The 15,279-nt window shown below is 54.9% G+C and carries 13 protein-coding genes; 2 read left to right on the top strand and 11 right to left on the bottom strand.

The window, feature by feature from the left end; genetic code table 11:
* The first annotated feature begins 303 nt into the window (after positions 1–303).
* Positions 304–1,287 (top strand): LLM class flavin-dependent oxidoreductase, encoded by a 984-nt coding sequence (locus ACN085_RS09825; protein ID WP_419105216.1) that lies wholly within the window; start codon positions 304–306, stop codon positions 1,285–1,287.
* Here ACN085_RS09825 and ACN085_RS09830 read toward each other — a convergent pair.
* The 5 genes from ACN085_RS09830 to ACN085_RS09850 all read right to left on the bottom strand — a co-directional run bounded on the left by ACN085_RS09830 (position 1,284) and on the right by ACN085_RS09850 (position 9,862).
* A complete protein-coding gene (locus tag ACN085_RS09830) occupies positions 1,284–1,997 on the bottom strand; it encodes a response regulator transcription factor (RefSeq protein WP_419105215.1) in 714 nt (237 codons plus the stop codon). The two genes, ACN085_RS09825 and ACN085_RS09830, sit on opposite strands and share 4 nt — an antisense overlap.
* Positions 1,998–2,110: 113 nt before the next feature.
* The gene (locus ACN085_RS09835; RefSeq protein WP_419111423.1) at positions 2,111–3,472 is read right to left on the bottom strand and encodes a histidine kinase; all 1,362 of its coding nucleotides are present in this window, start codon (positions 3,470–3,472) and stop codon (positions 2,111–2,113) included.
* A gap of 67 nt (positions 3,473–3,539) precedes the next feature.
* Positions 3,540–4,124, bottom strand: coding sequence for a DUF421 domain-containing protein (locus ACN085_RS09840; protein ID WP_419105213.1), 585 nt, complete (start codon positions 4,122–4,124; stop codon positions 3,540–3,542).
* 345 nt (positions 4,125–4,469) lie between these two features.
* On the bottom strand, positions 4,470–5,813 hold the full coding sequence (locus ACN085_RS09845) for an MFS transporter (protein WP_419111424.1): 1,344 nt from the start codon (positions 5,811–5,813) through the stop codon (positions 4,470–4,472).
* A 146-nt stretch (positions 5,814–5,959) separates the two neighbouring features.
* Complete coding sequence (locus ACN085_RS09850; RefSeq protein ID WP_419111425.1) at positions 5,960–9,862, bottom strand: replicative DNA helicase; 3,903 nt, start codon at positions 9,860–9,862, stop codon at positions 5,960–5,962.
* 215 nt (positions 9,863–10,077) lie between these two features.
* On the opposite strand from ACN085_RS09850, the gene ACN085_RS09855 reads away from it, so the two are divergent.
* Positions 10,078–11,046, top strand: a complete 969-nt coding sequence (locus ACN085_RS09855) for a siderophore-interacting protein (protein WP_419111426.1) — start codon at positions 10,078–10,080, stop codon at positions 11,044–11,046.
* 19 nt (positions 11,047–11,065) lie between these two features.
* Here the strand turns inward: ACN085_RS09855 and ACN085_RS09860 are convergent, their stop codons facing one another.
* From ACN085_RS09860 to rpsF, 6 genes are all read right to left on the bottom strand, one after another.
* Positions 11,066–12,232: a glycerate kinase gene (locus ACN085_RS09860; RefSeq protein ID WP_419111427.1), complete on the bottom strand. Its 1,167-nt coding sequence runs from the start codon at positions 12,230–12,232 to the stop codon at positions 11,066–11,068.
* Positions 12,233–12,804: 572 nt separating this feature from the next.
* Positions 12,805–13,110: a hypothetical protein gene (locus ACN085_RS09865; protein WP_419100741.1), complete on the bottom strand. Its 306-nt coding sequence runs from the start codon at positions 13,108–13,110 to the stop codon at positions 12,805–12,807.
* A 190-nt stretch (positions 13,111–13,300) separates the two neighbouring features.
* Positions 13,301–13,750 (bottom strand): 50S ribosomal protein L9, encoded by a 450-nt coding sequence (gene rplI / locus ACN085_RS09870; RefSeq protein WP_419100740.1) that lies wholly within the window; start codon positions 13,748–13,750, stop codon positions 13,301–13,303.
* Positions 13,751–13,772: 22 nt separating this feature from the next.
* The gene (rpsR, locus tag ACN085_RS09875) at positions 13,773–14,009 is read right to left on the bottom strand and encodes a 30S ribosomal protein S18 (RefSeq protein ID WP_004005948.1); all 237 of its coding nucleotides are present in this window, start codon (positions 14,007–14,009) and stop codon (positions 13,773–13,775) included.
* Between the two features lie 131 nt (positions 14,010–14,140).
* Positions 14,141–14,785 (bottom strand): single-stranded DNA-binding protein, encoded by a 645-nt coding sequence (locus ACN085_RS09880; RefSeq protein ID WP_419105208.1) that lies wholly within the window; start codon positions 14,783–14,785, stop codon positions 14,141–14,143.
* A 117-nt stretch (positions 14,786–14,902) separates the two neighbouring features.
* A complete protein-coding gene (gene rpsF, locus ACN085_RS09885; RefSeq protein WP_419100738.1) occupies positions 14,903–15,208 on the bottom strand; it encodes a 30S ribosomal protein S6 in 306 nt (101 codons plus the stop codon).
* Between the last annotated feature and the right edge of the window lie 71 nt (positions 15,209–15,279).

Below are 15,279 nucleotides of genomic sequence, written 5' to 3' on the forward strand. Positions count from 1 at the left end.
ATCGAAAAAGAGGAGAGGACGGGCTCAAAGGGGCCCAAAAGGGGCTTTTCCCCACCCCCAGCCTCTCTCTGCAATGATGTTTCACCTAGTCAAAAGCTATCTGTGAGGCAGGTCTATGGTATATATCTATGACCTAGTCCACCAAAATTTCCTACCGCTCTCCCCGTTTTGCCCCTCAACGGCCCTCAGCTTTACTCATTACCTGGATATTCAACTCCCACTATCGGCACGGTAGGGAATACAAGCAAACCTTCGCACGTTGTAGGACCTAGACAAGAGCATCACCCTGAGCAAGGAAAACCAATGCCAGCACTCTCATTACTTGACTTCGCGCTCATCTTCCCTGGGGAAGGCCCCTCAAATAGCTTCAAAAGGTCTGTGGCCCTAGCCCAGCAGGCAGAAAAACTAGGCTACGACCGCATCTGGTACGCAGAACACCACAATATGAAGCGCATCGCTTCATCTGCTCCCGCAGTTCTTATTGCCCATGTTGGCGCCCACACCCAGAAAATTAGGCTGGGCGCGGGCGGGGTAATGCTCCCCAACCACTCCCCGCTCACCGTTGCCGAACAGTTCGGCACGCTGGCAGAAATGTACCCCGACCGCATAGACCTGGGTCTGGGACGCGCACCCGGAACCGATATGCGCACCCTCCGTGCGCTAGGCCGCGACCCACGAGATGCCGAACGGTTCCCCCAGGATGTCCAAGAACTCCAGGGCTACCTCACCGGTAAGACACTGGTCCCAGAAGTACATGCAACCCCTGGCGCAGGTACCAATGTTCCCCTCTACATCCTGGGGTCCTCACTCTTCGGTGCCTCTCTAGCGGGCTCTTTAGGTCTGCCCTACGCCTTTGCCTCACACTTTGCACCCACCCAGCTTGAACAGGCCATCAAGGTCTACCGCGATCGCTTCGCTCCCTCAGAGCAGCTCCAGGAGCCCTACGTTATTGCCGCAGCTAACGTCATTGCAGCGGACAGTATGCAAGAAGCCAAAGCCCAGCAGGTTATCGCCCACCGCCAGCGCGTCAAATCAATGATGCGCCTCGATGACCGCGATATGACCGATGAAGAACTCGACCTGCTCGTAGAATCAAGCCAGGGCCAGCAGATTCTGGATATGCTCCGCTACACCGCACTTGGCACAGCACCCGACATCAAGGACTACCTCACCCGCTTTGCCAATATGGTCCAGGCCGATGAAATTATGATCTCTAACCTCTCCCCCAGCACCGAGCAAGCCCACCGGGGCCTAGAGATACTGGCAGAAGCGATGATTAACGACTAAATGTCTAAGAAAGCGAGGACGGCCCGGACCCGCCGATTACCGGTATCAGCGGGAAGGTCAAGCTTGTCAAAAATGTTACCCACATGCTTAGCAACGGTAGCTGCCGAAATATAAAGGTCCTGCTCAATCTCTGCGTTGGAGTAACCCCGAGCCATGAGCCTCAGAATCTCTAACTCCCTGGGGGACAGGCGAGCCAGCTTCCCATCAGTCCTGGCAGGCACAGATGCAGAAGCTGCCAGCACCCCGCCGCTTTCTGGTGATACCGGTGGAGTTCCCGCACCCAAAAGGTGTTGCACCACATCGGGATCAATGACGGTGCCCCCGTTGGTCACGGTGGTGAGCGTCTGAGCAAACTCCTCAATATCACCCACCCGATCTTTGAGAACATAACCAAGCCCAGCCGCCGAACGCGCAAAAAGTTCCCGCGCATAGGCTGTCGTGATGTACTGCGATAACACCACAATTGGCAAACCAGGGTAAGCCTCACGAAGTTCCAAGGCAGCTTTCAACCCATCGGACGTGTGGGTAGGGGGCATACGCACGTCGGTAATCACGATATCGACCCCCTCACCGGTCTGTGCCGCATGGACGGCGGCCAGCAAAGACGGAGCGTCCTCAACCTCTGCAATAACGGTATGACCCATAGCGCCCAGAACCATCGCCAGCCCCTGACGGAGCAGAGCAGAATCTTCGGCAAGGATAATACGCATGAGCGGCCTTTCAACGGTGTCTCATTCCCAGGGTACAGACCCCGGCTACTTTCTACTGCCCAAGAACCGGCAGGTAAATAATCTACCCACCGGTTCTTTGCTCAATCAGGACCCTAGGCCAGCGGCAAACTGACCGTCAGCCGGGTAGGCCCACCCTGCGGCGAATCAAGCTGAGCATGTCCGCCCAGAGCCGCTGCCCGTTCTACCAGACCAGCCAGGCCGGTGCCACCATCCAGGTTAGCTCCTCCTATGCCGTCATCTTCTAGACTGAGCACAAGCAGGTTCTCAACCACCGCAACCGTTATCGAGATACGCTGTGCCTGTGCGTACTTGAGAGTGTTCGTGACAGCCTCGGTCACCGTGTAGTAGGCGGCCCGCTCAATCTGCTGGGGTAGACGCTCCGGAGCGTCGTAGGTCAGGTGAACCGGAATGAGGGTGTGGCGGGCCAGCTCTTCCAGGGCCGCTTTCAACCCGTAGTCCTCAAGCACCGGTGGGTAGATTCCCCGCACCGTATCGCGCAAGGTGTTCTGAGCGTGGGCAAGCTGAGCTCGGGCTTCGATGACGTGCTCAAACAGCCTGCTAGCCCGCTCGTCCTGGATGCTATCGGCAAGGCCCTTAGCCTCCATCTCCGCCAGACCCAGACGCAGGTTAAGATTCACCAGCTCCTGCTGAACACCATCGTGTAGGTTCCGTTCAATCCGGCGGCGCTCACTTTCAAAAGCGTCAACGATCTTGGTGCGGGAAGCTGCAAGCTGGGCAAGCTGTTTTTGTTGCTCCTCGGGGCGAGGGGAAAGAATCAGTTTGGAGAGGCTGGCACCGGCCGCCGCTAAAAGACCGTTCAGATAGGCAAAGATGACAAGACCGATAACCATAGCAATGGGGAAAACCCACCATAGCTCAGGAGCTATCTCAGTAAATGGCCCACTCAGTTGTTCTCCTCCGTTAGTTGCCTGTAAACGCTGGAAATCCTCTTCAGAGTACAGACCAAAAATCTGGCCCCAGTCAATATACAAACGGTTGCCGATACCTGTGTAGTAGGTCAGGCTAACGCACACTGCAAGGAAACCAAGCTCTACAAAGAGGAAGAACCACCCAGCAATGAGGCCCCACACAGTGGTCAGGGCAAGCGAGCCAACCTCACGCCAGGTCGCTACCTCTTTTAGGCGGAAAAGTAAACCGTCAAAGAAGTTCTCACCGGGATAGCTCACATGGCCGTCTCGAATCTGGCCGTATCCGCTGACCTTCAAACGCCACCGCTCATAGAGACCAAACCCAATAGCTGCAAAAGGTAGAAGCACAATCCCAATCAGGGAAGCAGTGAGAGTAAAGACCACACCAGAGATAACGCTCTGAGCCAGCAGAGTAGCCAGGGCAAGCCAAGGGCCTGCGGAAAACACGTAAAAAGGGCTAGCCATACGCCGCCACAGGCTCCTGACGGATGGTTCCTTGCGCTGAGTATGAGAAATGTTTGTCATACTTCTATTCTTGATGAACAGACAGCACTAAACAGTGGAGCAAACTCTACTCTTGATTCCAGCCCACTCACTCTGTGGTAGAGCCAGCTCTACCGGTGAGAACCTTTTCAGCGCCGATAACACCGCGTAGCAGCTTAGGGTCAATATCCTCACCTTCACGTACGATACTGAGGTGACCGGTCACCTCTAAAATGACGCACTGAACCTGATCAAACTGAGAAATACCAGCTTTACGCAGGGCTGCATAAATCTCTGCCGGCGCCAAATGCGAGCGCTTGAGGTTGCGCACCACAAACTTACCGTGGGCCATGATGACGCGTGGCTTATGGTTGAGGTGGCGGATACCGGTCACCGACTGCACTGCCCCAAAGATAATCTCTAAGAGCATGAGCGTTCCAAGGCCCACCATGCCCGAAGCAAGAGTGGGAGGGTGACCAATGATGACACGACCAGCAACAGCACCAAACATAATGATGATGACCGCATCAAAGCCGTTCCAACCACTAAGAACCCGCACCCCAAAGATGCGGACAAGCACCAAAAAGGTTAAGTAGATACCCACTGCGGATAACATCACGATAGGAATACGCCAAAGCTCAATCCCCAGATACTCATGTAAGGCGGGACCCCAGCCCTGCGGTGGTTCCAACAAGAGAGGACTCCTCCTTTTCGTCTAGCTGGCCTAACGGTAAGTGAGATGGTTATGTTTTTATGCAATAGATCCAGGCACAACAATCACCACTGCCCAAGACTCTTATGCCCTACTCAACGAAAGCTTCAGCCTAGTCAGCCCGCCACAAGAATAAGAGTATTGGTTCCGAAGTAAGTCACATACATTCTCTAACATCTTCTCAGTTTTGGAGTGAACTCGCACCAAGCACAACTGGCCGGTGACCCAGAGCTAAAGATGACCCTTGCGAATCTTCTGGTGCTACCGTACAGCTGGCTTTCGCTCAAAAGACCGGTCGCCCCAAAACCTACACCCACTTTCCTATAACTACCTGAGGTCAACAGTCCTTCTAAGCGGAACCAGTAGTAGGGGGGCAACTGCGCCTAAGGCAATAAACAACCAACCTATTTCAGCCTCAGCCCCGGATATAACAAGCTTTGACACTACAGATGCCAGCACAGCAGCGCAGACAGTCGATGCAATTGACTCACTCAGTACAGAGGCAGTGGCAAGCTCAGCGTCCTTAAGACCATCAGCACGGGGAGGCTTCTCAAATAAAGCATTCATGACATCCAGATAGATAAGCCCTATGCCTAGGCCTGTCATACCAGAACAGCAGGTCAGCATGAGAGCCGCTCCGGTTGGGAGAACCACTAAAAGGTAGCCAATACCAATCAAGCCGGCTGAAAGACAGGCAATACCGAGACTCCCCCGCCAGATAAAATACCTACCAGTTGCAGGTTTAGCGCCGGTGAACATGCCTACAACAGCCCATGCCAGCCCTGAGGACATCAAAGTAGCAGAGATCAGAGAAACCGAATCATCAAACCGCTCCGATATGGCCACAGCAATAATGGAATCTGCACCCAAGTAGATACCTGTCAGCAAGAACTTGAGGAGAACAGCGGAAGGACGGCCCCTTCTGGCAGAAAAAACACCCGCTGGTAGCAAGAGACGTGCAAAAAATAAGGCACCAGCAACACCGCAGGGAAGAGCCAACCAGACACTGTGCTGGGATCCATTAGAGAGCGAAATAGTAAGGACAGAGGTAAAGAGGGCAAGGGAAAGAAGGAGCGTTCTCCCCGCAGACTCGCCCCTGTGCTCCACAACTTGAGAATGTTCACGGAGGCTCACAGCAACCAGCGTTCGCGCCAGCAGAAGCAGCGGCAGGTAAAGAACAAGGGCCCAACGCCAACTAAGAAGCTCGGATATCAAGGCAGCATACAGGGGGCCAACAAGAGAAGAAATTACCCACATGGCAGAGTAACCAGCCAGCACCATCTGGCGCCACCGCGCTTCAAGATGCCTTACGATAGCGGCCAGCGACACTGCCCCTAACAAGCCAGCAGCTAGACCTGAAAAGATACGCCCAGTAGCAAAAACCCAGATATTGGGGGCAAGGGCGCTAGTAACCCCACCAATTACGGTAACCCAGGTGCCGGCAAGAAGTAAGGATGACGCCTTCCAGCGCCCAAGCGCCAGCGGTGCAAGTGGAATAGTCACAAATGAGGCAGCCAATGATGTGGTCGTAATCAGGCCAAAATATTGTTGAGCTTTAAGCTCTGCACCAATTTCGGGAGTCACAAGCGAGAGAACATAAATCTGAATCCCAGCGATCAGCTCAATCAGTAGTAAAGAAACCGATAAGAGCACCGTTTTAGACCGATGCATTGCTTCCCCTCCTTGATTTTGCCCCATGATCGCCTCACCCAATACCGGATCGGTCAAGCCGTCTGGAGACTGAAGTTGACCAGGGATTCTATCTCTAGCCACCAGCCGCCGGCTACCTTATGTATGGGATGCAGTTAGTCTAGCCCCTAAAAGGTTTCAGTACCGGTGTAGGAATCGTGCACCATGTTGGCAAAGCGCGAATAGTGGCCCTGGAAGGCAACCGCAATGGTCTTAGTGGGGCCGTTACGGTGCTTAGCCACAATGACGTCGGCTTCGCCAGCACGAGTGGACTCCTTATCGTAGTAGTCCTCACGATGAAGCAGAATGACCATATCCGCGTCCTGCTCAATCGAGTTGTGAACGGTAATGCCGTTAGCAACAAAGTTGTGATTCCCCAGGACAGTAGCGTCAAAGACCTCTTCTTCGCCGTCGTATTCAATCCCGGTCACGGTATCCCAGAACAGGTCATTAACCGCCAGCATCTCTAAATCTGCGGCATCAAGGACCGTAGCAACCTTCTCCAGGCGCGAGCCAGACGGCGCACTCTTGTCATAGGAGGAGCCGCAGTACTGTGAGCCCATAGCGGCCTGGAACTCACGGTGGCTCATGCCTTCCTCCGACAGAATCTTTCTCACGTCATCCCAAACCTGGACGGGTGCTGTATCACCATTCGTATTGGAAGAGGATCCCCCATCGGTCAGAGCAGCAAGGAGCAAGGCACAGTTCTTAGCCCGCTCCCCGTAGGAAGAGATTTCGCGTAAAAACCTCAGCTGTTCATCACGCCCAGAAATGTCCAGGCTGTACCCCTGGCGGTATTCGCCCTTGATAGTGCTAGCGCGAACCCGCGAGTTAATGCCAAACCGCAGAAGAAGAAGCGATAGCTGATCCACGAGAGCACGAGAGGTCGAACCGTAGTAGATACGGCCCGCCCGGCCATTCTTATTGAGAGTTACCGAGCCATCAGTAGCCCAAAGATGCTTGATAAACAGAGCAATCTGACGTTTGGGCAGAGCAAAGACCTGCTCCGGGATAAATTTCTCCCAAGAACGCTTATCAAAGAGCCCCAGTTCATCGAGCCACGCAGCCAAGGGATTGCCTTTACCGTGGGTCAGTTTCTCCGGTGACGGTAGACGCAAAGAAGTACAGCGAGCCGCCGGGTGAGTATCACGAACACCGGTAATTCCGAACTGCTTACGGGCTGACTCAGCCACCGCATCAAGGTTTTCCGGATCGATAGAGGCGTAGCGGATAGGCTGGTGGGCAAGCGCTGAACCATCACCAATCATGTGAGCTAGCAGAATAACCTGCTCATCGGTCCACCGGGTACGAACAGACGGGCCGTTAACGTGCCGGGGTACACCGAGCCGGTCACCTACGGATAGTTCTCCCAGCCCCTTCCAGCCGGTGTAGGTGAAGAAGGGGTGGTTGGCAGTAGCGCGGAGAGTCTTACCGGATGCAAGAGTTAGACGGTATACAGGCTTCACCCCGGTTGAGAAAACGTGGGTGAGGTGACGCTCCACAAAGCGCATATCGTCACCCAAAGACCAGACAGGGATATCCCGAGCTCCCTGCGCGAAAAGCTCAGCAATGGTTACCTCGGCACCTATATCTGACCGTAGGATGCGAGTATCTGCCGTCAAACAACCCGACTCACGAAGGTCAGAGACCTGGGGCTTCTTGTCGGGGCGCTGCTCAGAACCACGGTTAAGCTGCGATAGGGCAATCAGGGGAACTTCAAGCTCCTTAGCCATCAGCTTGAGGGCACGCGAGAACTCTGAAACCTCTTGCTGGCGAGATTCCACTTTCTTACCGGAACTCATGAGCTGGAGGTAGTCCAGAACAATCAGTTTGAGGTCGTTCTTCTGCTTGAGACGGCGGGCCTTAGCGCGGATCTCCATAAGGGTCATGTTCGGTGAATCATCAATGAAGAGCGGCGCGGAGTCCATCTTGCCCATAGCCGTTGCAATCTTGGCCCACTGGTCATCGTCCAGTCGGCCCTTACGCAGGTCTGACAGGTTGATACCGGCCTCAGCCGACAGGATCTTCATGGCAATTTCGTTACGCCCCATTTCTAGGGAGAAGAAAACCGTGGTCATCTTGTGCTTAATAGCCGCCGAACGAGCTATATCCAAAGCGAACGTAGAGTTATGTGTCGGCACAAAAGCAGATGATGCCAGGAAAAGGTGGTCGCTGTTATCAACCTCAATGCAACGCACCGGAACAGATTCAACAGGCTCAACAGACACAATGTAACGCCAAGTACGCTTAGCCGTAGGACGGGCATCCCGTTCGCGGTGCATCTGGTTCTTGCGGGACAAGCCAAAAACGGTATCTGAGGTAGAGAAAGTCAGCTTGTACGCGGTTGAACTTTCTGGGGTACGAGCAGCCACTTTCTTGGTCCGCAGGCCGGTGCGGTAGCCCAAAGAATGGACGAGTTCCTGCACATCAAGAGCAAGCTGTCTGTTGGTGACAACAAACTGAACACATCCCGCGTTGGTCACTGTCCCATAGCTGTCCAAAAGGCCCGCCAGGAGAGCCCTGCGCTGCAACTCCGATGCGCGAAGGTACGACATAGGAATGTGCTTATTATTCAAAACACCCAGAGTACGCAAACGCCCCTGTACACTCGCCCGAGAACGGTGGCAGCTCAAGCATCGCAAACCGGCAGTACACGGCCTCCCACAGTCAATGCAGGTCGCACAAGACTGTGGAGTAGCAATGAGATTTTTACGCTTACCCCCGCAGGTACGGGAGCATGTGGTGACGTTTCGGTCAGTGTGGGTGAATTCCTTCCCACAAATCTGGCAGTGTTTCGTAAACTCCCGGTTTTCTTGTGGGAGATGAACTGAATAGGTAAGGCCCTGAACCTGGCCGATGTCGTACCCATCAGCTTCAATTCCCTGGAGAACCTCATCATCTGCTGTGGTGATGCGAGCAGAAGCGGCGGCGCCGTCACCCAGCCATACCCCAAGAGTGTATGGGGCAATAGGAAGATCAGCGTCGGGCAGCTGAAGTGCACTGGCATTGGAAATGCAATGGTTAGCGCGGTTATCAGCGGTAGCGCAGCGCACCGTCTCATGAATCTCAGCGGTAGTGCGTACCTTAGCACCTGCCAGCTGCGGCTCATCTACCGCAGGTCCCCCTGCCCCTACCTTGATGCGAGCGCGACGAGAAGCCCGTGTGTGGGTAAGCCACTGGTGCTCAGCATCGGCAATAATGCGGGTTCCGTCGTCAAAGGTCACGGTATAGCAGGGACGGCCGGTCATAACTTCGGTTGCATTGATGACCTTGGTGGGGCGACCGTCTGCACCGAGAACAAGATCACCGACCCGAATATCACCCATGGTAGTCCAACCTTCCGGGGTGGGAATCGGGGTGTCAAGCGCGAGAGCTTTACCCATAGCAGGGCGGGCCGCCACCACAACCATTTGACCAGGTTGCAAACCAGCAGTAAGTTCATCAAACTCGATGAAGCCGGTGGGAACACCGTGGATACCGCCAGCACGTGAACCGTTAGCTTCGATTTCTTCAACGGTGCTGTTCATGGCTTCGGACAGCGGGACGTAGTCTTCCCTGGTGTTATTAGCCGATACACCATAGATTTCGGCCTGGGCAGCGTTCACCAGGTCTTCCGCTTCACCATCGCCGGAGTAGCCCAGTTGAACAATCTTTGTCCCCGCCTCGACCAGGCGGCGGAGCATAGCCCGTTCTGCCACAATTTCGGCGTAGAAACCGGCATTAGCCGCTGTGGGCACACTGGCGATAAGGCTGTGCAGGTAAGCTGCCCCACCTACCCTGTTGAGTTCGCCGCGCTTGGTGAGCTCATCGGCTACGGTAATCGCGTCTGCCGGTTCGCCGTGCCCGTAAAGGTTGATAATCGCTTCGTAAATCATCTCGTGGGCAGGCTTGTAGAAGTCTGCGCCGCCACCGATGACCTCAACAACGTCGGCAATAGCGTCCTTGGACAGCATCATGCCTCCCAGAACTGACTGTTCTGCGGTGTCGTCATGCGGCGGTGTGCGAACAAATTCAGACTGACTCTCAGACAAAGCTGCCCCTTCGGATCAAAAGATGGTGAGCTTCTATCATCTCACTTTAGGGTAGGTGTGTCCTACCCTCTTCGCTCTGAGGCTAGAGGGGCGAAGGCGGTATGTGGAAACATAGTTCACCCCGTGTGATGCAGACAACCATACAGGAGTAGCATGGTACATGAGACCAGACAGGTCTGAGAGGCCGCTGTATCGCGCACCTGAAAGGACTACACGTGGGCAAGAAGAACAAAGGCAAAGAGAATGATGCCAAAGACCTCATCAAGGAACTTAGGCACCTTAGAAAGAGCCACAAGAAACTTCTCAAACGGGTGCAAAAGCTAGAAGAGTCCTTAGCCGCTTACACAGCTTCAGCCGCCCCCACTCCAGAGGTGCCGACTGAGGCAGAATCAACCGACTCGCAAAATACGAGTAAGCCAGCACAGAGCGCCTACCCTGCACCCATGAAGTCCGGCAAGTACAAGAACGGCTACGCCCCTTACAAGGTCACTGAGGTAGGCAAACTCACCCCCACCGTTATGCGCCTAGTAGCTGAACCTGCCGGTCAAGCCCGCGCTGAGTCACAGGGCCTGGTGGGTGAGTATATTCGACTTGTGACCGGTAAACAGGGTGAAGCGCTCCCCGAACCTGATCAGGCCAAAAACAAGGTGCGGTGGAACCAGCCCACCAAGAGCACTAAGTACACGGTTCGCTCCTATAAGGAAGAAACCGGGGCGCTTGAAATCAATATCGTTCTCCATGAAGCAGGAGCAGGCACTACCTGGGCGCAGGAGGCAGCGGTGGGGGACCTCATCCACCTTCTGGGCCCAAAGTCCGGCTACGAGATTAGTGACGACTACGATTTCTACCTGCTTGCGGGGGACGAAACCGGACTACCCGGCATGGCTCGGTGGATCGAGTCCATGCCCTACGATGCCCGGGGTGTAGCTTTTATCCAGGTAGCAGGCCCGGATTCACACCAGCAGATTGATGCACCCGAAAACTTTGAGGTGGTTTGGGTCGACTCCACCCTGCCCGGGGCGCTAGCTGATGCCGTTCAGTCTTACCCCCTGCCCCAGGGCGCTATCTTTACCTGGCTTGCAGGAGAGTCGGGTTCTATCCAGCCACTCAGAGCATGGGTACGGCGGGAGCTAGGGGTTCCCAAGGGCCACGGGTATTCAAAAGGCTACTGGAAAAAGAAGTAAAACAACCCAGTAAAATCGTTTATTGACCGGCTTTGATTTCCTCTGGGGGTTCAAGGTAATTACGCGCTATCAGCGCACCTAGCTCCCGCACATAGGGAGCCGGGTCAGCTAGCGACTCTGCCAGCCTTGCCTGGGTATCGGCTGTTACCGAGTAAACAGCGGTGAAACCTGCCCCCTGATATTGTTCTTGACGCAGTTCATTGATACCGCACACCGCAATGGCAGGGATACCCTTTTGGTGCGCCGCGTCAGCAACGCCAGCAGGCCCTTTCCCCTGGAGGGTCTGCTCATCAAATTTACCTTCCCCGGTAACAACAAGATCTGCGCAAGCAAGCGCATCGTAGAAGCCCGTGAACTCACAGCAGATATCCACGCCGGGGCTCACACTTGCACCAAGAACAGACATGCAGGCAAAGCCCAACCCACCAGCCGCCCCGGCCCCGGGTGCGTGCGCGAATGTTCCACGTGAAACATTAAGTGATTCTTCAACGAGGACAGCTAGCTTTTCAAGGTTTTGGTCCAGTAAGGGGACTTGCTCCGGGGTGGCTCCCTTCTGTGGCCCATAGACTGCCGCCGCACCATGAGGGCCAACAAGGGGATTGGTAACGTCACTGGCAACAATGATGTTGAGGTCCTGCAAGCGGGCATCTAGCCCGGAGATATCCACGCCTGCTAGTTCCGCTAAGGCACCGCCGCCGGGAGCAAGTTCCCTACCTAGCCGGTCGCAGAAACTTACGCCGAGCGCCTGAAGCATACCCGCTCCCCCATCAGTAGTAGCAGAGCCACCCAGGCCAACAATAGCTGCCTGCGCCCCGTTCTCTACCGCATGTAGCAGCAGCTCTCCCACGCCGTAGGAGGTAGCGTGCCAGGTATCAAGCTGTTCAGAAGTCAATGAAACCATACCGCAAGCCTGAGCGACCTCAAGGACGGCGGTATATTCAGCTTCAGAGTAGGCGTAGCGGGCAGTAACTTTCTGACCAGAGAAGGGGCCGGTCACTTGGCACTGCACTTCGGTGTAACCTGCGGCCAGAGCGGCATCGACAGTGCCATCACCACCATCAGCAATAGGGCAATGCACCACGGAATAGTGAGGTGCTACGCTCTGTATCCCCGCGGCCAGCGCTTCGCAGAGCCGCGCACCGCTCAGGGTTCCTTTGAATTTATCAACCGCCAGTAAAACTTTCATGGGTCTATTATGTGCAGATTAAGACGCATTCGATAAGCCACAGAACTCTACAGGCCCTTGAGATACACGGCCGCTTATCTATTGCCTACAGGTAAGCGCTTAAAGCAGTGGTGCCGGGTCCTGCGACCCGGCACCACCATTACACACATTTACACATCGATCAAAGACCCATGCAAAATACACACTTTCTTTCTTGAGGTCCAGAAGAACCGGCCACCTTGCGGCTGTTCTTCCCTTGAACCTGTACTACCAGTATGCTCCAGCGGCCTGAGCGCGATATAGATTGTTTCTGTGGGCGGACTGAGAATATCTGTTCCTCTCTTGCCTCCAGAGCACCGTCGGGTGCAGGGATGACCGCAGATAGGCACAAAAAGTGGCGAGGCCCCCATACTGGTCTCGCCACTCTCCGATGAAAGACAGGTTCAGCATTACCTGACTTTGAAGCACACACACATTCGCTTCTTATAGCCTTTCAAGCTAATACCTCTATATAACCTCACTAGGCTTATGGTGGGTTTTAAGTTACCTGGGAACAAGCTGGGTATTTATGTTTTTTACTGCAAAACTTCTTCTTAGGCAAAAGAACCAATAATAAAGAACCACAGAACAGGGTTAGCAAGGACCGAAACCACCATCACTGCGATAAAGCCACCGGTGTGCCGCGAAAAGCGGATCAGTCCCACCAGGGCAAGGATAAAAGCTAGGGCTGCAGCTAGAACAGAAAGAACCATAAAACCTAGCAGGGTAGCTAAAACCGTTGAGGGGGGTCCAATGTTGACCGCAAACGCCAACACAAGGGATATCAGTGAAATTACCTCAGTTACGACAGCGGCAATAAAGGTCTGGGTACTCTGAGGGCGCGGGGTAGGTTTAGCCATACCCTCTAGCATGCCAAACCAACCTGGAAAACCCGAATACTACGGACCCACTACACACGCCAGTTTCACCACATTAGCCACAGCTACCCCACAGTGCGCCACAGTGTCAGACCATGCGAAAGCCCCGTTCTCTCCTGACGGGAGAAAACGGGGCTTTTAGGTTGGCCGTAACGGGTAATAAACGAGTTTATTACTCGGCTACAACATCCAGCTCAACGTTGGCTACAACGTCTTCGTGCAGACGCACGGAAACAGTGTAAACGCCGGTGCGCTTGATAGCGGAACCGAGGTTGATAGCGCGCTTGTCGATTGAACCTGCACCGGCAGCTTCAATAGCTTCAGCTACGTGCTCAGCCTTGACGGTGCCGAAGAGACGGCCGTCAGCGCCAGCCTTGTGAGCGACAACAACGGGCTTTGCCGACAGAGCAGCCGCAGTTGCCTTAGCTTCTTCGAGGTTAGCCTTGGCGCGAGCTACACGAGCTGCACGGATTGACTCAACCTGCTTTTCGCCGCCTACAGTCCAGGTGACTGCAAAGCCACGGGGAAGCAGGTAGTTACGAGCGTAGCCGTCCTTAACGGTAACGACGTCGCCAGCAGCACCGAGACCGGTGACTTCCTGAGTAAGAATGATCTTAGCCATGTTCTTCTACTCTCCTATCGATTTAGCGGCCAGCGCCTGAGTAGGGCAGCAGTGCAACTTCGCGGGCGTTCTTGATTGCCTGAGCGATCTTGCGCTGTTCCTGAACGGTTACGCCAGTAACGCGACGGGCACGGATCTTGCCGCGATCGGAGATGAACTTACGCAGAAGTGCAACGTCCTTGTAGTCGATTACGGTAACGTCTGCAGCCTTCAGCGGGTTCTGCTTGGGTTTGGGCTTACGGATTTCAGCCTTAGCCATCGTGGTGCTCCTTTTTCTCTTGGGAGCCCGCGGCTCTCACCGCGGGATGGATGAATATTTGGTCTTGTTCACAGAAGGACACTTGGTGTACACCCTCCTCTGCATATGGCAGGTAAGTGCCTGCCAGCACCTTAGAAGGGAGGCTCGTCGTCGGCTCCACTACCCCAGTCATAGTTACCGCCGGACTGCTGGCCCCAAGGGTCAGCGGCTGGAGCCGGTGCCTGCTGGGGAGCTGCCTGAGGAGGAACTGCGGGGCTTGCCTGCGGGGCAGGGGTGCCGTAGCCGCCCTGCTGGCCGCCGTAGCCTGCGCCACCGCCAAAGCCAGCCTGGGGTGCGGCGTTGTAGCCGCCCTGGTTGGCATTGTTGTAGCCGCCACCAAAGCCCTGGTCGCCACCAAAGTTGCCACCTGAGCGCTGGTTACGGGATACGTTAGCGGATGCAAAACGGAGTGAGGGACCGATTTCTTCGATCTCTAGCTCCATTGAAGTGCGACGCTCGCCTTCTTTGGTTTCATACGAGCGGGACTTTAGACGGCCCTGCGCAATAACGCGCATACCCTTTTTGAGGGTTTCAGCGACGTTCTCCGCAGCTTCACGCCATACGCTGGCACGCAGGAAGAGGGTCTCGCCTTCTTTCCACTCGCCTGATGCGCGGTCAAAGTTGCGGGGGGTTGACGCGATCGTGAAGTTAGCTACCGCTGCCCCGTTGGGGGTGAAGCGAAGCTCAGGATCGCCTGTCAGGTTACCGATTACGGTAATGACGGTGTCGCCAGCCATGTGATGCCTCCGGTCGTAGTTATAAGAGTAAGTATTTGAAGTTTTGCACGGGGGTCTGACATTTTAGAAGCCCCTCGCGGGAGGTTAACCTAGTTTTCCTCGCCCCGTTTCAAACATTTACTTGGAGGAGATCTGCTGATCTTCCGGGCGGATGATCTTGGTGCGCATGACGGACTCGTTCAGGTTCAGAACGCGGTCCAGTTCAGCAGCAGTCTCGGGGGTTGAGGTGAAGTTAACAACGGCGTAGATGCCTTCGCTCTTCTTCTGGATTTCGTAAGCGAGCTTACGGCGGCCCCAGATGTCCATCTTCTCGATGGTGCCGTTGTCCTTGGTGACAACTTCGAGGAACTTGGTGAGGGTGGGCTCTACAGCCTTGTCCTCGACCTCGGGGTTGAGGATAACCATCAGTTCGTATGCACGCATGATTAAACCCCTCCTTTGGGCTAAGCGGCTATGGGATTTCCATAGCAGGAGATTACGTACTGTCTGCCCGG

The organism is Rothia sp. P4278 (genome assembly GCF_048512945.1).
Taxonomy (GTDB): domain Bacteria; phylum Actinomycetota; class Actinomycetes; order Actinomycetales; family Micrococcaceae; genus Rothia.